This is a genomic window from Psychrobacter sp. APC 3279, from assembly GCF_030407795.1.
GTDB lineage: Bacteria > Pseudomonadota > Gammaproteobacteria > Pseudomonadales > Moraxellaceae > Psychrobacter.
The window spans coordinates 1-19,979 of the sequence record NZ_JASDCR010000006.1 but is presented as its reverse complement, the minus strand read 5'-3'; the positions used below and the strand labels follow the sequence as shown (position 1 = coordinate 19,979).

Genomic DNA, 19,979 nt, shown 5'->3' with positions numbered 1-19,979 from the left:
CGCTAAGCAAGAGCGACAGACGAATAGGCACGGCGATTAATAATGACTATTACTAGAACAATAGTAATAGTAAGCCAAGGAGGTAGAGCATTAGCTTAGATATCAGTTTAGATACGGTCAGACAGCAGCTTGCGCAGGTAGGCATCGAGCTACATATCAGTAAAAAGCGTGTTAAAAATATCAACTTTCGCTTAAAGCCTTATACGTTGATGGTCTCTGCACCGATGCATGTCAGCGCATCACAAATGTTGCATGCTGTGGCTAAGCGGGTGCCTTGGGCGATTGAAAATCACCCGCAGGTATTAGAACAATATAGACGTAGACAGAATACGTCATCAAACTTTTCAACTGCTAATAATTCAGTTTTATTATGGGGTACAGTGCAATCATTTACGCTCAGTCCTGATAAAAAAGTCACCTATTATCGACAACAACTCTCCAAAGTCACACCTGCACTATTTGAAGAGTGGCAGCCAATCGTTGGCACTTATGCCAATGAAATACGGTTAAAAAAAATGCACACGCGCTGGGGCAGCTGCAACACGCGCGCAAAACGAATTTGGCTATCAGTCTATCTTCCTGCCTATCCTATCGAATGCACCGAATACGTAATCGTTCATGAGCTGTGCCATTTACATCATGCCAATCATAGCCGAGCGTTTTGGCAAACGGTTGCCACAGCGATGCCAGATTATCAGCAATGGCATAATATCCTAGCGGGCACAACAGGGCAGCTGGATTAAACGTATCATCTAACTATCTAACCATTTAAATAGTTCTAGTAAGCACCTCGATATCATCTGCGCAACTTTCATTATGCAGAGCACTAAGTCCTATTTTTATCATCATTTTTAAAATAAGGACACACCCGAATAAGCCTGATATGATAAGGAATAATGGTACAAATCGTTTCGTTTAATCAGCAGGTTTATATACAGGGATGTCATATGGAAAACGTCAACCAAGCGGAGTTTTGGCAGCAGCGTTATGAGAAGAATAGCATCGGTTGGGATATGGGGCAGGTATCGCCACCGCTCAAAGCTTATATCGACCAGTTACCTGAGAGCGCAAAAGATCAGGCGATACTAGTGCCAGGTGCAGGTAACGCCTATGAAGTGGGTTACTTATATGAGCAAGGTTTTACCAATATCACGCTGGTTGACTTTGCCCCTGCGCCAATTGAAGCGTTTGCAGAGCGCTATCCTAGTTTTCCCTCTGAGCATTTGATCTGTGCGGACTTTTTTAGCTTATCAGCTGAGCAGTATCAATTTGATTGGATACTTGAGCAGACGTTTTTTTGTGCGATTAATCCATCTCGCCGTGATGAATATGTGCAACAGATGGCAAAGCTGCTAAAGCCACAAGGCAAATTAGTTGGGTTGCTATTCGACACGAATTTTGGACGGGAAGAGCCACCGTTTGGCGGCAGCAAGGAAGAGTACCAGCAGCGTTTTCAAAGTCATTTTATTATCGATATTATGGAACCTAGCTATAATTCACATCCAGCGCGGCAGGGTAGTGAGCTGTTTATAAAGCTACGAGCGAAGTAAGCTCGAGCTTGATATTAGCTCGAGCTTGCGTTTCTAACTGATTATAGTAATGGTCAGTCAGATAAAGTTTGGGATGTACTAGTAATCCTTGTAACACTGCAGTGCGTCCATCACGGTATCTGTCATCTGCGATATGCTTATATTCTTGACGTATCGCCTTTGCATATTGCTTGTAGACAGGCCAAGGCGCACCCAAAATACTCAAATCCATATCTAACAGATATGCCGCATCGTTATATTTGTCACTGTCTATTAATGTATCTATCTGATGATTAGCCGTCATCATAATGAGAGCGTGAATGTGTTGGTATTGCTTTGTGCTTAGATACGAGCTCAAGGCATCTGTCGAGAATTCTGCACTTTTTAGCTCGTTGTCGGAGCATGTTGGGTCATATATCACATCATGATAGTACAGTGCCAATGCAATGATATGCGGCTCAGACAGATGGTGCTTAATACTTTCAAACTGTACCAATAACTGCTCAATATGATTAAGCGTATGATAAACACGTTGTGGTTCACCATAGCGCGTCACGATCTCCTGCCAAAGCCTATCTACTTGCTTTGGCGAGATATCACTGGTCATAGTTGACAAATGCTGTGCAAAGCACTTGCCAAGCTCATCATGCTTATTTGAGACAGTTTTCATATGTCGTTTTTCACTATGACCGTGGTAAAAATGGTTTGATTATTCTTTATTAGCTACTGCGTCTTTAAATGCTTTGTTAAATACATCACCTAGCAAGCTAACATCATCGACACGCGCATAGTTCAAACGGGTGACAAAGGCAATATGGCGATGCGGCCCGTCTTCAGCCAATGGTATAGCGACGGCATTTTGGTTTTGCAGGTGTAGCTGATCGAGCGCCATTTCAGGTACGAGCGTTGTGCCCATATTGGCAAGCGCCATTTGAATCAAAGTGTTCAGGCTAGCATCTGAGAAGCTTGATTTCATTTGTGCGCGGTCGAAATGACAGACAGACAGCGTCTGGTCCGTTAAGCAATGACCTTCACCAAGTAACATCAGATTGGCAGTCGCCAGTTCGTCAGCATTGATGGTATCAAGCTTGGCATGTATGTCGTCTTTTGGGAACACGGCGAAGAAGTCTTCACTCCAAAACTCAAAACTATGCAGCCCATCTACCGCATACGGTAGTGCAATGATAGCCGTGTCGATATGACCATAGCGTACTTGCTCAAGCAAACGCTCTGTTTGTTGTTCGACGATGGTCATACGGAACTCTGGATATTGTGCACGCAGCGCAGGCAGTACTTTTGGCAGCAAATAAGGCGCAATCGTCGGAATGATACCGACAGTCATGGGATAGGCAAGCGGCGTCTGATGGCTATGAGCACGCGTGGTCAAATCACTGACTTCAGAAAACACTCGCTGCGCCCGTGTGAGGATGTCTTGACCGATAGGGGTAATAAGTACCTGTTTATTATTACGCTCAAAAATCTGAGTATCTAGCTGTTTTTCTAATTCTGCGATACCCAAACTCAGTGCAGATTGCGAAATATTGCAATCTTCAGCAGCACGTTTAAAATGACGATGTTTGGCGACGGCTAGGGCAAACTCAAGTTGTCGTAAAGTAATCATAAAACCTCTCTTTTAATGGGTTTTTAATGCAATTTATTATGTTTGGTCAACCTTTATAAGGTAGCAAATTACCAATTAAGCACCAATGATAAAATGTAGAGATAATAGTTTAACAAGTTTAATAAAACAAAACATCACATTAAAAACTTTTAACTGGATTAACCATAGAATTCGCGTATAGTTTGTCAGGTAGCCCAGAGAGCTAGAGGGCTAATTGAAAAAACCATATAAATAATTTCCAATTTACTTAACTATAGAGGAGCCAACCATGGCGTCTATTATCAATCAAGAAATCCCAGAATTTTCAGCAGATGCATACGTAAACGGTGAGTTCAAAACCATCACTTCAGAAGACGTAAAAGGCAACTGGGCGATTTTCCTATTTTACCCAGCTGATTTCACGTTTGTTTGCCCAACTGAATTAGAAGATATGGCCGCTCATTATGACGAGCTAAAAGGCCTTGGTGTTGAAGTATACTCAGTATCTACTGACACGCATTTCACGCACAAAGCATGGCATGATTCTTCAGAAGCTATCGGTAAAGTACAGTATCCAATGATCGGCGATCCTACTGGTAAAATCACTCGTGGCTTTAACGTCATGATTGAAGAAGCAGGTTTGGCTGAGCGCGGTACGTTCTTAGTAGATCCTGATGGCTTGATCCAAGTTGCTGAAATCCATGCTGGCGGTATCGGCCGTAGCGCGAAAGATATGCTACGTAAAGTGAAAGCAGCACAGTATGTTCGTGAAAATGACGGCGAAGTTTGCCCAGCAGCTTGGGAACAAGGCGGCGACACATTGAAGCCAAGTCTTGACCTAGTTGGTAAAATATAAGTAGATATTTCATACTTAGATAAAAGTAGCGCCGTATCTTAAACATCTGATTTAAGTCAGTACTACTAATAAAGACCCCATTAACATAAGTTGATGGGGTCTTTTTACGTCTTAAGCATAGATATTGTTAGTATTATTTTTTCAGCATATCTCTAAGTATAGACGCAATATTAAGCGCGAGACTGTGCTTTATTTTTATCAATAGTTTTATAAATCTCGTCTTTAAGCTGTAGCTTTCGTCGTTTCATCTGTTCGATTTCTTCGTCGCGACTGGCATGCTTGACCACATCGTTTTCAAGCTTATTAATTTGCCTATCTAGAGTCGTATGCTCGTCAAAGATACTCGCAAAATGCGTGTCCTTTTGCTTGAGCTCATCGATAATATCACTGTGATCTTGCCATGTGTCTGTCATTGTCATGTTGTCATCCTTGTTATTTAGTGCAAGCTTAGAATAAGCGTAAGCACGTTATGGTTAAGACGCTTATGATGGTGAGACTTTGTTTAGAAGGGGTGAAAGTTTAATGGTAATAAAGATAGTTATTTCACGATATTGATAATGCATATTGCTATCAATACCATTCGATTGTAGCGAAAAAATAGACCATGTACCATCACTATAATTTGTTTGTGTATTTGTATTTAATTATTTAAAACAATAAACGATTGGTTTTATAAAACATAAAGTTTGAGTTTCTCAGCTTGCCGAAATTCGCTAAACGCTTGATAATAGACACATCAAAGGGCAAGAGCCCACTATATATAATCTTTTATACAAAATTATTAACACCAACTATTTCATATTTAGACGCGTGGCATGACAGCTGCCGTTACATATTAAGTCATAATGAGGAACAAACATGATAGATCAGAATTTATTAGATGCCGTTAAGAGCTATAGCGAAAACATGACACGTCCAATTACCTTTGTATTGGGTAATGGTACGCATGCAAAACGTGCAGAATTGGTAGATTTTTTGACCAAGATTGCTGGAACAACAGACAAAATCAACTTCGATGCAGAAGCAACTGACGATAGTTTGCCTAGTGCGATTAGTTTCAAAGTAGTCAGTCACATTGATGGTACATCAAACGACACTGGTATCGTATTCAGCGGTATCCCAGGTGGTCATGAGTTTACGTCATTGATTTTGGCGATTCTGCAAGCGGGTGGTCATACGCTAAAGTTGGATGAAGGTATCCAAAAGCTAGTTAAGCGCTTTAATAAGCCGCTACAGTTCCAGACCTACGTGTCATTGTCATGCCATAGCTGCCCAGAAGTCGTTCAGGCATTGAACCAGTTCGCGCTATTAAATGATGGTATCAGCAATGAGATGATTGACGGTGCATTGTTCCAAGAGCAAGTAGAAGCGAACAAAATCCAAGGCGTACCAGCTGTATTTTTGAACGGTAAGCCATTTGCTAACGGCTTAATCGACACTGCTAAATTGATTGGAAAATTGCAAGAGCAGTTCCCTGACTTATTGTCAGAAGTAGAAGACGATGCCGAGCAGTTAGAGCAGCAAGACGTCACTATCATCGGTGCTGGCCCTGCAGGTGTTGCTGCTGCTATTTATACAGCGCGTAAAGGTTTAAAAGTTACAATGGTCGCTGATCGTATCGGTGGACAGGTAAAAGACACGCAAGATATCGAAAACTTGATTTCAGTGCCGCTAACCAATGGTACAGATTTATCTACTAACTTTGTCAAGCACTTGGCCGAATACAACATCACGTTAAAAGAGCATGTAAGCGTTAAAGAAATCGGTGAGACTGAAGAAGAGAACTACAGTATCCATCTAAATACTGGTGAGACATTTAATACTCGTAGTATTATCTTGGCGACAGGTGCTCAGTGGAGAAAGCTTGGTGTACCGGGCGAAGAAGAGAATATCGGTAAAGGCGTGGCTTTCTGTGCGCATTGCGACGGCCCATTCTTTAAAGGTAAAGACATCTCAGTGATCGGCGGTGGTAACTCAGGCGTTGAGGCAGCACTAGATTTGGCAGGTATCGTCAATCACGTTACTGTACTCGAGTTCGCTGATGAGTTAAAAGCTGACCAAGTACTGATCAATAAAGCTAAAGAGAAAACCAACATTGAGTTCATTACTGGTGCAGCGACACAAGAGATCAAAGCGACTGATGGCAAAGTATCGTCTATCGTCTACCAAGATCGCAGCACAGGTGAGACTCATGAACGTGACTTATCAGGGGTGTTTGTACAGATTGGTTTAGTGCCAAACACTGGATTCATCAAAGGCTTCGTTGATCTAAACCGCTTTGGTGAGATCGAAATCGATGAGCGCTGCCGTACAGATCGTAAAGGTATCTTCGCTTGTGGTGATGTAACCACCGTACCATTTAAGCAGATTAACATTGCGATGGGTGAAGGTAGTAAAGCGGCACTGTCAGCGTTTGAATACTTGGTTATGCAGTAAGTTATTCGGATTATTTTTAGTATAAAAGGCCACCTCGGTTGAGGTGGTTTTTTTATGCTATCGCATAAATACTTTTAAATAGAAAAAATCCTAATATTTAGAAAGTGGTCATTTGTATGAGCCAATAACGCGATTTCACTTAGAAAATATCAGTATTTACGTTACAAATTCGACATTTGCATTACAAACTCGTGTTGTTGATGCAATAATGTATGCAATAAAACATATCATAGCGTCATGAACTATAAGGAAAGTAGGCATGGAATACATTGAAGATTTTTTCGCCCTAATCGGGGATCTAACGTGGGGCTGGGCGCTCGTGCCTATGCTAATTATCTTTGGTTTATTATTTACCATCGTAGGTAGGTTCGCTCAGTTTAGATATTTTAAACGTATGTTCCGTGTGTTCAAAACGGATGAGGTAGGAGATGACGGGATTTCTGCCCGTCAAGCGTTGCTCGTTTCCATCGGTGGACGTGTAGGCGGCGGTAACATTGCTGGTGTTGCTGTTGCCATCTCTTTAGGAGGACCGGGAGCGGTATTCTGGATGTGGGTTGTGGCCTTAATTGGTATGATGACCAGCATTGTGGAATGTAGCTTAGCCCAGCTTTATAAGCGTAGAGACAATGATGGTAACTTTCGCGGTGGCCCTGCGACCTATATTTTACATGGGTTAGGTAAAGACTATCGCTGGCTTGCTGTTATTTATGCGATCTCGTTACTACTGTCTTTTTCTATCGGGTTTGTGGCGTTCCAAGGCAACACAGTAGCAGGCTCAGCGCTTGAAAGCTTTGGTATTGACCGCTGGATAACGGGTGTAGTACTGGTAATTGCAGGTGGATTTATTGTCTTTGGCGGTATTCAGCGCATTGCAAAAGTAGCCGACGTTGTCATTCCCGTTATGGCATTAATCTATATCAGTATGGCACTTATTATTATTGCATTTAACTTTACAGAACTGCCTGCACTGATGGTAATGATTGTCAAAAATGCTTTTGGCATTGAATCTGTCGTGGGCGGTGGTATTGGTGTGGCAATTGAGCAAGGTATGAAGCGTGGTTTATTCTCTAATGAAGCAGGTCTAGGTTCTGCGCCTAATATTGCCGCCACCGCTTACGCCACTCATCCTGTGAGTCAAGGTATCTCGCAGTCATTGTCTGTGTTTATTGATACGATAATCGTATGTAGTGCCACCGCATTTATGATTTTACTGAGCGGCGTGTATCAACCAGGTGCGGAAGTCGATGGTATTGTACTGGCACAGCAGGCGCTAACGACCCAGCTTGGGGATTGGGCACAGTATATTCTCACCATATCGATATTGCTATTTGCCCTAAGCTCTATCATGTATAACTATTATATGGGTGAAAATGCCATTAATTTCTTGATCAAAAAGAATATCAAAATGGCGACCTTGGTTTTACGAATTGTGGTGATTGCGGTATTATTCTTGGGCGCAGTGGCTCCTGCAGCAACCGCAGTGTTCTTCTTCGCTGATCCGTTGATGGGCGTGCTAGCGCTAGCAAACTTATTGGCCTTGATAATGTTATTTCCACGAGCTAAGCGTCTACTTGACGACTTTGCAAGTCAGTTAAAATCAGGGATTAAAGAGCCGTTGTTCGATGCGCAAGAGTATGAAAAACTGGATCTTGATCTGAGCGCATGGGGCAAAAAAGCGGTAAAAGAGGCGTTAGACCAAAAACAATAGTAACCGTACGCTTTACTTGTCATGAAAGAAAAAACCACTTTAACTGAGTTGAAGTGGTTTTTTTATGCAAGATATTATTTATGCCTAAAATGAATGGTTATTCGCCAATACGCCAGCTAACGACATGATCTCGCCTGCTTCATCTTCTTCAATAATACGAGTTTCTGTCAGTGCTGATTGTTGCCACGTTTGTATGTGCGGATGATTTAACATGGTTTGACAATACTGCTTGGTAAGTGGCTGCAAAGTAATATTAGATGCATCAGCATAAGTCTGTAATCGCAGCACCACTGGAGCAAAGAAGACATCAGCTGCTGTGAAATCTCCAAATAAGAAACTGTTTGCTGAGCGATCTTTTAAACAATCGGCAAAGGTGTCTTCGATACGAGCGATATCTGCTAAGCAAGCACTACTTGGTTGTATCTTAGCCGTTGCTCGTATATTCATCGGCATCTCGTTACGAACACCTGTCAATCCCGAATGCATCTCAGCCACGATGCTTTGGCAATAGGCGCTATTTATTCTACTTTGGTTATTATTTCGTTTTTCAGCGTTGGATTTATCAATACCTGTCCAAATATCAATATCCGTAAAGTACTCATTGACATGCATCGCAATCGCTAAGGTGTCCCAAACGGTTACTTTATTATCTTTTTCACCGTAGACTAAAATAGGCACTTTACCTGTTGGCGAATGTGCTTCGAGCGTTGGACGTGCTGATGGATGAAACAACTCAATAAGTTGCTCATCAAAATCAACATTGAATGCTTTGAGCAATAGCCACGCTCGTAGCGACCAAGATGAGTAGTTTTTATTACCAATAATTAGTAGCGGCTTTTGCATCATAGAGTCCTATTAAGCGATAACAGTAGCATTTTATTATGTACTCAATATTGAGTATTGACCAGTCTATAAACCGAGCTATATTCCTATCATTTAAATCATATTTCAAAAAAACGCCCATCCAATGTTTGGAAGGGCGCTTATTTAGACGGGCACTTATTGAGAAGGGCGCTTTTTATTTCTTACATTCGCTATCATCAGTTCTTGTTTTTAATTAGGAAAATAACGGGCAGCGCAACGACATACATCAGCACACCGTACAAAGCAGCAGGCAGCGCGATAACGGGTAGTGTGCTCACACCCATGATGATAGGAGCTAAGGTAATAGCCGTCGTACTATTTTGGATACTGGTTTCTATCGAGATGGTTTTGGTATCAAACCAGCTAAGCTTCAGGACTCTAGAGATTAAGATGCTAATAGCGAATAAAATAGCAATGATAAAGACCAGTTCTAAACCAATCTGAGTGAACTGTGATTGTAGTAGTTGCCAGTTAGAGGCAATAGCAGCAAAGACAATTAAGACAAAAAATACGCTAGCCAAGCCGTTTAGAAGACTGCTGCGACGTACCATAAAGTCAGTAAATTTGTGGCGAGCAAGCATACCAAGAGATACGGGCAATGTGGTCAATAAGAACATGACTAAGCCAATCTTTATCGCGCTAATAGAGTTCGCCTGATCTTTCATAAAATGATCAAAAGCCAACGTAATTAAGATAGGCAATGTAATGACCGATAGTATGCTGACCACACCAGTCAACGCGATGGAGAGCGCGACATTTCCTTTGGCATAGTAGGTTAGCATGTTGCTAGTGACGCCGCCGGGACAAAAACTAATCAGCATAATCCCAAAAGCAATGGCTGGTGGCGGAGCCGTTACTAACACGACTGCTAGCGCAACCAACGGTACCAATACAACTTGATTGATTAAGCCAACAAAGAACGCTTTTGGATATTTGGCAATGACCTTAAAATCACTCAGTTTTAGCCCTGCTCCTAGAGTGAACATAATGTAAGCAAGGGCTAGTGGCAGTAATGCTAGCGCGGTATTATTCATCAAACATTCCTTGTAAAACTAAAATGCCATATCAAGATGGCGTTTTGAAAGTAAATAGCAGCGGGGCAACCTTTGTCACTATACAGCTGCTCACATTCCATGTGTTTTGGTATTTAATCGTCTAGCTATTTAGGTGTCTCAACCACCAAGCTAGATCAAGCCTATCAATTGATAATAGCGGTATTACGCTCGTATAGTAACCCACTTGTCGTGACTATTGAGGTTGGTCGAGGTTGTTAGAAGCTATCGGAAAATGATTAGGCAGTGACTAGGTAGTGATTGGGCTGTTTGTGGCTAATGATGCTTTGAGCATAATGATAAACGCAGTAAAAAGCCCACAAGATTCTGTGGGCTAAATACGCTAACTTTCTAGTCTATTTATGCTGTACTAGTCGTCTAGTAAATCCATTTGCTTAGCTGCTTCATAGATACCGTTTGAGCGGTTACCTGTGCGGCAAAAAATCAGCATTGGCTGCTCAGCTTGATTAAAGAAATCTGCAAACGTTTCGACGTGTGTTTGATTTAGCTCATTACCTGCAAAAGAAATCTCTTTATAAGCAAGTCCAGCTTCTTTGGCTGCTGCTTCGATTTCGGCACTGGTTGGTTGATTTGGCTCTTCACCATCAGGACGGTTATTGATAATGGTTTTGAAACCATTTTCGGCAATCATAGGCACTTGGTCAGGCGTGATTTGTCCGGTAAAGCTAACTTCATGGCTCATAAGAGCTCCTTTTTTTATTGGTGTTGTTGGGTGTATAAAACGTGTTAGTTCGAGCGACGGTTGTTGTTATAACAGACCTTGCATCAATGCGCTTTGGTACAGTAGTTTGGCGCGTGCCCCAGTACCGCAAAACATTAATATAGGCTTGGGCATTGAGTGGTAAAAATCGGCAAACTGCTCGACCGTCAGCATACTTAAGCGCTCATCATCAAACGGCAGATGCTGATACGCTAGGTTTGCCTGTTCGGTAGCCGTTGCCAAATCGCAGCTATTAGGCTGTGTCTCAATTTCGGCATCTGGGCGAATATTAAGCACTGAGCGATAGCCAAGTTCAGCAATTTTAACGCACTGGCTTGGATATATTTGCTTATAAATCGTTAAATCATCGGTCATAAAATAGGTTCAGTTATATTTGTTAAGGTATATTTATTATTGAGGGTTGGGCTAAGAATATCAAAGGACTATAAATCAGCATTTTTTACACCGATTTCTAGGTTAATTGATTCCTTATTTAGTGCGTCTAGCATAACACAGGCGCTATCATAGCGATATTGTGTTGTAGGCGACAATAGTAATTGAGGTTGAGCGAAAACTAATGTTATAGCTGTTGCAGCGTTTTTGTTGTGGTCAAAATATAGATTACTTTAACGCATCGACAGCATCTAAGGTACTTAGATAGACTTGCCCTGATAGCTCGCTAATCAATGGGGTGTGACCGATTATGTCCATTACAGGACCTTTGATAAAGCTAAAGTGTAAGCGCTTGTTCTGTAACGCCAATTCATGGTTTAAGGTACAAAGCATTTCTTGAGCGGTCAGATCTATATGGTTGACGGCGGCCATAATCAATATAATTTCATTGGCATCGGGATATTGCTGCATAGCATTGAGGATGCGTCGATGTACAGATTCACTATTACCAAAGAACAGACTCTCATCGATACGCAACATCAATAAATTGCTAAAAGTCACCACATCATGGCGATTGATATTACGAAAATGTCCTGTACCACCCAATTGCCCAACGACAGCCACATGCGGCTTACTCGACTGCCAGATGAGACTGGCGAATGACACCATGAGACCAATGACCAGTCCCGTGTTTAGTCCAAATATAAGCACACCGACGAACGCAGCCAAAAAGCTAGCACCATCTAAGCGATCACGCTGCCATGCAGATTTCAACGTTGCAATATCTATTAGGCCAATGATAGAGGCCATGATGGTTGCGCCCAATAGTGCATAGGGTAGTGGAGCAAGCGCATTGCTAAAGGCTATGAGTGCGGCAATCATTACCAGTACGGTGACGAGACTGGCAAGTGGTGTCTTAGCGCCTGAGTCGGCATTGATAGCCGTACGCGAAAAGCCTCCTGCAACCGAAAAACTTTGGAACAGTCCACCAGACAGGTTGGCCAGCCCAAGTCCAGTCAGCTCGCGATTGGCATCAAAACTCTCACCACGCAAGCGAGCATAGGTACTGGCGACTGAACTGCTCGACACAAATACGATCAGTGCCATCAATCCTGCGGTTGGCAATAGCTTCAGTGCTTCTTGTAGGTCTGAGATATGCGGTAACGTAAAGCTCGGTAGCCCTTGGGGAATACGACCGATGGTGGCGACACCATATGTGCTCCAATGCAATGCCATACTAAGTACGATAGCAATGCCAAGTAAAATAAGCGGGAATAAGCGCTCTGCCCATTTGGCATATGACGATGATAGCCACGTCTGCCATATCCACTCACTTGCATAGCGATTGGCAACCAATAGCGCAAATGCGGTAATACCGATAGCTAAGGTCAATGGATGCAGCTGGCTGGCATAGCGTTGCATGGTAGATAGATACCCAATCAAACTATTGCCAGTGACCGGAATGTCGGTCAGATATTTGAGCTGACTGACAAATATAAGGACCGCTGCACCGCTTACAAACCCTGCAGACACACCGCGACTGATAAACTGCATGATCCAGCCAAGTTTTAACCGTCCTGCTATCCATAGCAGTGCACCTACCATCAGTGCCAATAGGCTGGCCATCAGTGCATACTGTTCAGTGCCTTGCTCGGCATAAGGCAGTAAGCCACTGGCTGTCATGATAGCGGTAATGGCAACAGGTCCTACGGCTTGCACGTTGCTAGAGCCGAGCCAAGCATAAACGAGGACAGGTACGATCGCTGCATATAGGCCATAGACAGGTGGCAGTCCTGCCAATACGGCGTAACCTAGGCTCTGCGGTATGACCAACACGCCCACCACTATGCCTGCGACGAGATCAGTCGGTAACGCTGAGAGCTGGTATTGACGCAGCCAAGCTGGAATCAGACGAGCGACGATAGAGGACATATCAATCACCACAGTAGATAGTACAAATAATTAGGCGAGGGCGGCGTTATTCTGCTTTGGCACAAAAACGTTGATACAGCAGATCGAGTACAGCTAGCGCATCCTCGCTTGCGATACTATAGTAAATTTGCTTACCTTCGCGGCGTGTGGCGACCAGCTCGTCTTTACGCAATATACCCAATTGCTGCGATAAGCTCGGCTGCCCAACTCCGACCAAATCCTCTAGCTCACCGACACAATATTCACCTTGGGTCAATTGACAGAGAAGAAGTAGTCGATCAGGGTGCGATAGTGACTTTAATAGTTGGCTGGCTTGTAGTGATGCTTGCTGCATTTGCTTGGCAAGATCGACAGGTACTAAATCTGCAGTATCAGATGACCCATCGTCAGTGGGACTGCGAGTAGGTGTACCTTCGGCTGAAATAGAAGTAGTCAGAACAAATTCCTTACATTAGATGGTAACAAATGTCATGATGTTTTGAACAATATATAGTTGATTATCAATGATATCACGCTACATAGCAAGTTATCATTAATTACATTATATAAATTGATAAATTGTATGGTGGTTGTTATATTGGTGGCATCAGATAAGTCGTAGGAACGCATTATATACGACTGAATATCATATTTAAGGGTTAATTAAAGATAAAAATCCCTATGTCCAAAATATGTATAAATAACTTATGTATAAATAATCAAAGAGGCCGCCATGCAAGTTCATTCTTTTTTAGACAGCGATACAGAAACCTATACCCACGTACTTGCTGATACTGAGCAAAAATTATGCGCCATTGTCGATCCTGTATTGAACTTCGATGCTAAATCAGGCCGAACCAATACTAGCAGTGTCGATGAAGTGATTGAGTTTGTACGTGAGCAAGATTGGACGCTTAAGTACATTATTGAAACCCATGCGCATGCAGATCATTTGTCAGCGGCCATTCATGTAAAAGAAAGCCTTGGTGGACAGTTAGTCATTGGTCAGCATATCACCGAAGTACAAAAAATCTTTAAGCAAATTTTTAACTTTGACACCAGTTTTCGCACTGATGCCAGCCAGTTTGATATTTTGACAGACGAAGGCGAGACCTTAGAGCTCGGCAATATTACTATCACTGCGATGTATGTACCCGGTCATACGCGTGCCGATATGGCCTATCTAGCCGCTGATGATGAAAAAACAGTGGTATTCGTCGGCGATACGTTGTTTGCGCCTGATGTGGGTACAGCACGCTGTGATTTCCCAGGCGGCGACGCCAAAACACTCTATCAGTCTATCCAAAAGCTGCTAGCACTTCCTGAAGATACGGTCATGTATCTGTGTCATGATTATCCGAGCAAAGGTCGTCAGCATTGCCCAACGACGACAGTAGCCGCACAAAAACTAGAAAATATCCATGTCAAAGACAGTATAAACGAAGCAGAGTTTGTACAGATGCGTGAGCGCCGTGATGCGACTTTAGATATGCCTCGCCTTATCATTCCTGCTGTACAAATCAATATCGATGCAGGACGCTTTCCAGAAACAGAAGATAATGGTACGCGTTATTTGAAAGTACCTATTAACGCTTTGTAGTCAAGCTGCTACAGAAATGGCAAAATTATGATCAATCAACTATGAGTCAATAGTCATTAACTTGATAGGATTTGATCTCAAATATTATCGCTTTTATCATTTCAAGGAATTTATTATGAAAGTTAATGTAGGTCGTACCGATAGAACATTACGTGTTGTGGCTGGTCTCATAATCATTGCCTTAGGTTTTTATTATCAAAGCCTATGGGGTATCGTTGGCTTGATTCCTCTGTTTACCGGCTTATTCCGCTCATGCGCGCTTTATTCGATACTCGGTATCAATACGTGCAAGCGTCAGTCGTAAGCGTATTCATTTACTGTATTTTTGTGCAATCAGTAATAGACTAAAGATAACGTTGAATATAGTGGTGAGTGGTATATGAACCTTTATCAGCAGTATGTGCTGCCCAAAATGATAGATATTGCCTGTAGTACGGGCAATGTAATGAAAGCACGTTCCAAAATTGTTCCGCAAGCACGCGGTAACGTATTGGAGATTGGCATTGGTAGCGGTCTGAATTTACAGTTTTATGATCCTGACAAAGTCTCTTCTATTATCGGTGTGGATCCAGCGGCTCAAATGCAGTCGCTGGCTCTTGAGCGTGCAGCTGGCATTGGCATTCCGGTTGAAATGGTAGCCGTCGATGTACAAGGTATCCATGCTGATACGGATCAATTTGATACGATTGTAATGACTTTTACCTTGTGCAGTATTGATGACCCAGTAGCGGAACTCCGAGAAATGGCGCGCGTGCTAAAACCTAGCGGTCGCTTACTATTTTGTGAGCATGGACTGGCACCAGATTCTTCTGTTGAGCGTTGGCAGCATCGATTGACGCCTATTTGGAAACCTATAGCAGGTGGGTGTCATTTAGATCGCGATATTCCGGCGCTTATTAGAGAAGGTGGTTTTGTCATTGACGAGTTGAGCGAAGCGTATTTGCCTGGTCCACGACCGACGAGCTATGTGTATAGCGGTGTGGCACAGCCACTGGCATAAAGGATAAGCCCAATTCACTATGCTAAAATTATTTACCAATCAACGCGACGACTATAACTACAGCAAGCAACGTAACTAGCTTTTAGATAAAATGGTTCATGAACAGTATTTGAAATAACAAAATAATTAGAATAGGAATTAAATAATGAGTGAGCAAAGTTTTCATCTAGTATGCCCACATTGCCAAGCAACCAACCGTGTACCTGCTGCACGATTAAGCGCTGCGCCAAAATGCGGTAAATGTGGCCAGCCATTATTGACTGCCAGTCCATATGAGCTAAATGCGCAAACAGTCAATAAGGTCATCCAAAAGAACGATGTGCTGACTATCGTGGATTTTTGGGCGAGCTGGTGTCAACCTTGCATCATGATGGCGCCAGAATTCAAGAGCGCTGCTAGCCAATTGCCACAGGTGGTCTTTGCCAAGGTACAAACGGATAAGTACGAGCAGGCGGCCGCTCCTTACAATATTCGCAGCTTGCCAACGATGGTTGCTTTTAGAAATGGTAAAGAAGTCGCACGTCAATCAGGCGCGTTACCAAGTCATCAAATCATTCAGTGGGTACAAAGCTTACAGTCGTAATATGAACCAGATAAGACTGTTTACCATCCAAGCTATTTATCCAAATACTTATGTTTTCTTACAGAAAACCGTAGCAATAAAAAAGCCAATATGCGATCTGCATATTGGCTTTTTGCTATTTCATGTACTACTTTACGGTGTCATGTACTTTTTTACGGTGTCATACACTGTTTTAGCCGTGTAGATAGCTTTGCACTTGCTTAAGCTTATTCACCATAAATCTTGATGCCATTGGCAAAGCTACAACGCTGAATGCGCGCCGACTGGACAATTGCATCACGCTCACCGTAGAGACGCGATAATTTTGCATCGCGTGCTTTGGTATTGTTACTTTTGCCTAGACCAAAGCTGATATTCGGCGAGATACCCCAGCGTCCGGCAGAGACACCAACACCGACGCCTGATGCCGATAGGGTAGATTGCTCATTGCGAGCCGCTTCGACATAGCGGTTGACGCGAGTGTACTCTTGGCCAAGTGCTTGGCAATTATAATTTTGATAAGTACTTGGCGGTACATATTGCGGGGTGATGTTACCAGTAGAGGCACAGCCTGAGAGCGCAAAAATGCCAGCTAGTAGTGTCGCTGTCGTAAACGTTTTCATAATGGCTCCAGTAGGCTAAGTGATTGTATTTATATCTATTTAAGATAGCAAAAATAGCGCGATTAAGATATTGAAAATCCATCGATGATGAAAAATTTTCGCATCATGTCATCAAAATATCGACAGCTTTCTAAAATGGTTATTTATTGAAACAGAAAATTGCTTATTAAAATAAGTTTGCTGGTTTGGCAAAGGCAAGTATTACGATCCCGATATAAGCAACGGCAGCAATAAGGATACCTGTTTTTCTTTGCACAGGTGTCGCATCAACCTTAAACGCTTTAATACTTGAACTAATAGCCGCGATCAGTAAGATGATTTTGGCAAACACCCACTGTACAGGAGCGTTGGCACCCATCAATTGCATTAGCATCATCGCACCTGACAGGATAAGCAGGGCATAGATAATATGAGTGGCTATCTTGATTACACGTGGCGCTTGTCTGTTTGCACTCAGTACCAAATAGCTCTGGTACAAAAACAGCACAACCGTTAGCAAGGCCATTAGCATATGGAGATGTTTCATTGAATATTGCTCCCTCTAAAACTGCAGTATATAGGCTAATTTAAAATAGTTAGTTGCGATTCAAACATAATCGGCTATTTGTTTTGACCGGCACATAATGGACTCGCAGGGCTTTGACCTTGCCATTCTGTCGGAGTATAGGCATGGATAGCGAGAGCATGTACTTGACCGCCTTGTGAAGTGAGTAAAGGCGTAACTAAGCCATATATCAGCTGATGACGTCCGACCAGTCGTTTGCCTTCAAATGCATCGCTAACGATAGTGAGTTTAAAGTGGCTTTCTTTACCTTCAAAGTAACCGGCATGCGACATCGACTCATTGAGCAGTTCGATGTGCTGCGGCGCAAGCGCTTGTAATTCGGCATGAAGTGCGTCGGCAGTAGGTGTGGTACTCATAACAATCCTTCAATGTATTTTGCGCAATTTGATTGAGCAATCTGCAAATAATATTTATCAGTATTATAACAGACACGGTAAGCGGGATAGAGTGTGATTCCCAAATTGACCAAGTGCAAATCCTGCCGATTACAGTGCTTATCAACTACAGTGCTTGTCAATTATAAAACCTGCAATGTCTGACTATCACTAAAAAAGCAAAGTACAACGCTTTGGCTGTACTTTGCTTCTATGATATTTAAACAGGCACTGCTAAAACCTAAAAGTCGCTAATTAGCTACTTATTAACGGCGCGACTGTTGATATAGAGGCGTAACTTTTGGCATCAATGACTGTAACTCTGCGATACGGCTGCTGCTCGTTGGGTGAGTGCTAAGGAATTGTGGTGGCTCACCTTGGCTGGCTTTTTGCATTTTTTGCCAAAGAGTGACAGCCGCCTGAGGGTTATAACCTGCACGTGCCATCAGCTCAAGACCGATCTGATCGGCTTCGCTTTCTTGAGTGCGACTGTGGGGTAGGCTCAAGCCTAAATTACCAGCAGTACCAGCTAACTCAGCCTGTCCTTGTGATAAGCCAAATATACTGGCCGCAAGACCGATACCAGTTTGGGTTGCATATTCGCGTGATAGACGCTCACGTGAATGCTCACGCAATGCATGAGAGATTTCATGACCCATAATGGCAGCAATCTCATCATCAGTAAGGTTCAGACGATCGATGATGCCTGAATAAAACATAATCTTACCACCCGGCACCACAAAGGCATTCAAATCGTTAGACTTGATGGTGTGTACTTCCCATTGCCATTTGGCTGCATCTGCGCGGTAGACGCCAACTTGACCAACCAAACGGTTCGCAATATTTTTTAAGCGGTTTAGCTGAGCGGTATTGGTATCTAGCACACCTTTTGATTTTGCGTCTTGTATTGTTTTGGCATAGCTTTGGGCAGACAGTGCCAATACTTGCTCACTAGACACTAATAGCAACTGCTGACGATCAACACCAACTGCGCCAGAATTGGTAGTGCTGGTACAACCAGTTAAAGTCAGTGCTGACAACGAAGCGGCCATCACTGTCGTGGTTAATAACTTCTTCATAAAATATCCTCTCTATAAGATGGAAAAACATAAAGTCAAACAAGTTAAAGAATAGTGCAGCAGATGTGGGAGCCGTGTTTATTAATCTTTTAGTAGTGCTCATTCATCCGCTTAAACAGTAAAAGTTTACCTTAACTGCCATTGGACATAAGTATAATAATGTTAACCACCTAAAACCAAGATAGGAAAAGTAACAATAAAGCGTATGATTGTAAGTACGATATCTTTTTATTAGAGTGAAAATAGTGCACTTTTCTTTTATCGATTGTCTTATGACCGTTATAAAGCTGAAGGAAGTAGAGCCTAGGCTTAAAGTTCTATAATTAATGTGAAATATTTTTCATTTAGCTAAAATTAATTCCTGTTTTTAAATCAATTGCTTATGTTGATTTATCCGATAAAAAGGGCATTTAGCTAAAAATATTAGAAATAAATTCTAAAAAAGGTGTTGACACCCACAGAATATTTGCTAAAATAGCCAGCCTATCGAGACGGAGTAGTTGTTAACAACGCTACGGATTGATACTAAGCGGGAATAGCTCAGTGGTAGAGCATAACCTTGCCAAGGTTGGGGTCGAGAGTTCGAATCTCTTTTCCCGCTCCAAATATGGCTTGAAAAAGCGCAAAAAGCCTCACTTCACAGTGAGGCTTTTTTTTATGTGTAAAATCTGTGCTAAGTCAGCTAATAGCGAGAACATAGAAAGCAAAAACTAAAGCTAACTATAAGCAAGACAGAGTCTAGCCATAATAAATACTGAAGAATTGACGCATAACTTAAATATTTGAGAAAATTAAACCTATAGCAACATAAGGGCATCCAATGCCACCAAAACCGCTCACATTAATCAGTGCCAAACTCGCCTTTATCATATCCGCCATCGTCATCGGTATCATGGGTATCACCATGATTGGTTTTGGCTGGGTGCCGCACCTGTCTCTTATCTTGGCTATCTGTGTGCTACTGGCTATCGGTATGTATAAAGGACTCAGCTTTGATGACATGCAAGCGCAAATGGCCTCAGGTGTCATGCGCGGTATTGGTGCCATCTATTTGTTCTTCTTTATTGGACTGATGGTTGCGGCTCTGATGATGTCAGGTGCTATAC

Annotated in this window: 22 protein-coding genes, 1 tRNA gene and 1 pseudogene; 11 read left to right on the top strand and 13 right to left on the bottom strand. The window is 42.5% G+C overall.

The genetic code is table 11. The annotated features are described in order from the left end of the window. The first annotated feature begins 209 nt into the window (after window positions 1-209). Window positions 210-743: a M48 family metallopeptidase gene (locus QL898_RS04175; protein WP_290175973.1), complete on the top strand. Its 534-nt coding sequence runs from the start codon at window positions 210-212 to the stop codon at window positions 741-743. A 204-nt stretch (window positions 744-947) separates the two neighbouring features. Next, window positions 948-1,550 (top strand): methyltransferase domain-containing protein, encoded by a 603-nt coding sequence (locus QL898_RS04170; RefSeq protein ID WP_290175904.1) that lies wholly within the window; start codon window positions 948-950, stop codon window positions 1,548-1,550. On the opposite strand, the gene QL898_RS04165 is transcribed toward QL898_RS04170, so the two are convergent. Both QL898_RS04165 and QL898_RS04160 read right to left on the bottom strand, forming a co-directional pair. Further along, window positions 1,528-2,199 carry a hypothetical protein gene (locus QL898_RS04165; protein WP_290175903.1) on the bottom strand — a complete coding sequence of 224 codons (672 nt, stop codon included), beginning with the start codon at window positions 2,197-2,199 and terminating at the stop codon, window positions 1,528-1,530. The two genes, QL898_RS04170 and QL898_RS04165, sit on opposite strands and share 23 nt — an antisense overlap. Before the next feature lie 39 nt (window positions 2,200-2,238). Continuing rightward, window positions 2,239-3,150 (bottom strand): hydrogen peroxide-inducible genes activator, encoded by a 912-nt coding sequence (locus QL898_RS04160; protein WP_057761536.1) that lies wholly within the window; start codon window positions 3,148-3,150, stop codon window positions 2,239-2,241. 268 nt (window positions 3,151-3,418) lie between these two features. Here QL898_RS04160 and ahpC point away from each other — a divergent pair, with 268 nt between their 5' ends. Then, on the top strand, window positions 3,419-3,985 hold the full coding sequence (gene ahpC / locus QL898_RS04155) for an alkyl hydroperoxide reductase subunit C (RefSeq protein ID WP_057761534.1): 567 nt from the start codon (window positions 3,419-3,421) through the stop codon (window positions 3,983-3,985). Window positions 3,986-4,155: 170 nt separating this feature from the next. On the opposite strand, the gene QL898_RS04150 is transcribed toward ahpC, so the two are convergent. Beyond that, window positions 4,156-4,404: a DUF465 domain-containing protein gene (locus QL898_RS04150; protein ID WP_057761532.1), complete on the bottom strand. Its 249-nt coding sequence runs from the start codon at window positions 4,402-4,404 to the stop codon at window positions 4,156-4,158. A gap of 439 nt (window positions 4,405-4,843) precedes the next feature. Here QL898_RS04150 and ahpF point away from each other — a divergent pair, with 439 nt between their 5' ends. Beyond that, window positions 4,844-6,421, top strand: a complete 1,578-nt coding sequence (gene ahpF / locus QL898_RS04145) for an alkyl hydroperoxide reductase subunit F (RefSeq protein WP_290175902.1) — start codon at window positions 4,844-4,846, stop codon at window positions 6,419-6,421. Window positions 6,422-6,680: 259 nt separating this feature from the next. After that, entirely contained in the window at window positions 6,681-8,129 is a 1,449-nt protein-coding gene (locus QL898_RS04140) for an alanine/glycine:cation symporter family protein (protein WP_290175901.1), read from the top strand. A gap of 84 nt (window positions 8,130-8,213) precedes the next feature. On the opposite strand, the gene QL898_RS04135 is transcribed toward QL898_RS04140, so the two are convergent. The 6 genes from QL898_RS04135 to QL898_RS04110 form a co-directional block, all read right to left on the bottom strand. Continuing rightward, entirely contained in the window at window positions 8,214-8,972 is a 759-nt protein-coding gene (locus tag QL898_RS04135; RefSeq protein ID WP_290175900.1) for a glutathione S-transferase family protein, read from the bottom strand. 197 nt (window positions 8,973-9,169) lie between these two features. Then, window positions 9,170-10,027, bottom strand: coding sequence for a bile acid:sodium symporter family protein (locus QL898_RS04130; RefSeq protein WP_102078816.1), 858 nt, complete (start codon window positions 10,025-10,027; stop codon window positions 9,170-9,172). A 388-nt stretch (window positions 10,028-10,415) separates the two neighbouring features. Next, entirely contained in the window at window positions 10,416-10,748 is a 333-nt protein-coding gene (locus QL898_RS04125) for a TIGR01244 family sulfur transferase (protein WP_057761521.1), read from the bottom strand. Window positions 10,749-10,814: 66 nt separating this feature from the next. Further along, complete coding sequence (locus QL898_RS04120; protein WP_057761519.1) at window positions 10,815-11,141, bottom strand: sulfur transferase domain-containing protein; 327 nt, start codon at window positions 11,139-11,141, stop codon at window positions 10,815-10,817. Between the two features lie 246 nt (window positions 11,142-11,387). After that, window positions 11,388-13,091: a SulP family inorganic anion transporter gene (locus tag QL898_RS04115; RefSeq protein WP_290175898.1), complete on the bottom strand. Its 1,704-nt coding sequence runs from the start codon at window positions 13,089-13,091 to the stop codon at window positions 11,388-11,390. A gap of 46 nt (window positions 13,092-13,137) precedes the next feature. Beyond that, the gene (locus QL898_RS04110) at window positions 13,138-13,425 is read right to left on the bottom strand and encodes a metalloregulator ArsR/SmtB family transcription factor (protein WP_057761516.1); all 288 of its coding nucleotides are present in this window, start codon (window positions 13,423-13,425) and stop codon (window positions 13,138-13,140) included. Between the two features lie 378 nt (window positions 13,426-13,803). Between QL898_RS04110 and QL898_RS04105 the strand changes: the two genes are divergently transcribed. The 4 genes from QL898_RS04105 (at window position 13,804) to trxC (ending at window position 16,253) form a co-directional block, all read left to right on the top strand. After that, window positions 13,804-14,670: an MBL fold metallo-hydrolase gene (locus tag QL898_RS04105; protein ID WP_201548080.1), complete on the top strand. Its 867-nt coding sequence runs from the start codon at window positions 13,804-13,806 to the stop codon at window positions 14,668-14,670. 115 nt (window positions 14,671-14,785) lie between these two features. Further along, a complete protein-coding gene (locus QL898_RS04100; RefSeq protein ID WP_201548079.1) occupies window positions 14,786-14,974 on the top strand; it encodes a DUF2892 domain-containing protein in 189 nt (62 codons plus the stop codon). 75 nt (window positions 14,975-15,049) lie between these two features. Next, window positions 15,050-15,670 (top strand): class I SAM-dependent methyltransferase, encoded by a 621-nt coding sequence (locus QL898_RS04095; protein ID WP_290175897.1) that lies wholly within the window; start codon window positions 15,050-15,052, stop codon window positions 15,668-15,670. Between the two features lie 145 nt (window positions 15,671-15,815). Then, complete coding sequence (gene trxC / locus QL898_RS04090; RefSeq protein ID WP_290175896.1) at window positions 15,816-16,253, top strand: thioredoxin TrxC; 438 nt, start codon at window positions 15,816-15,818, stop codon at window positions 16,251-16,253. Between the two features lie 206 nt (window positions 16,254-16,459). On the opposite strand, the gene QL898_RS04085 is transcribed toward trxC, so the two are convergent. The 4 genes from QL898_RS04085 to QL898_RS04070 form a co-directional block, all read right to left on the bottom strand. Beyond that, window positions 16,460-16,855 carry a hypothetical protein gene (locus tag QL898_RS04085; protein WP_102091853.1) on the bottom strand — a complete coding sequence of 132 codons (396 nt, stop codon included), beginning with the start codon at window positions 16,853-16,855 and terminating at the stop codon, window positions 16,460-16,462. A 166-nt stretch (window positions 16,856-17,021) separates the two neighbouring features. Continuing rightward, window positions 17,022-17,381 (bottom strand): SirB2 family protein, encoded by a 360-nt coding sequence (locus QL898_RS04080; protein WP_290175895.1) that lies wholly within the window; start codon window positions 17,379-17,381, stop codon window positions 17,022-17,024. Window positions 17,382-17,455: 74 nt separating this feature from the next. Further along, entirely contained in the window at window positions 17,456-17,776 is a 321-nt protein-coding gene (locus QL898_RS04075; protein ID WP_290175894.1) for a BolA family protein, read from the bottom strand. A 284-nt stretch (window positions 17,777-18,060) separates the two neighbouring features. Then, window positions 18,061-18,873 carry a M48 family metallopeptidase gene (locus tag QL898_RS04070; RefSeq protein WP_057761502.1) on the bottom strand — a complete coding sequence of 271 codons (813 nt, stop codon included), beginning with the start codon at window positions 18,871-18,873 and terminating at the stop codon, window positions 18,061-18,063. A 529-nt stretch (window positions 18,874-19,402) separates the two neighbouring features. Here QL898_RS04070 and QL898_RS04065 point away from each other — a divergent pair. After that, window positions 19,403-19,477 (top strand) — tRNA-Gly (locus tag QL898_RS04065). 216 nt (window positions 19,478-19,693) lie between these two features. Then, window positions 19,694-19,979, top strand: a pseudogene (locus tag QL898_RS04060) (Na+/H+ antiporter NhaC); the annotation flags it as partial.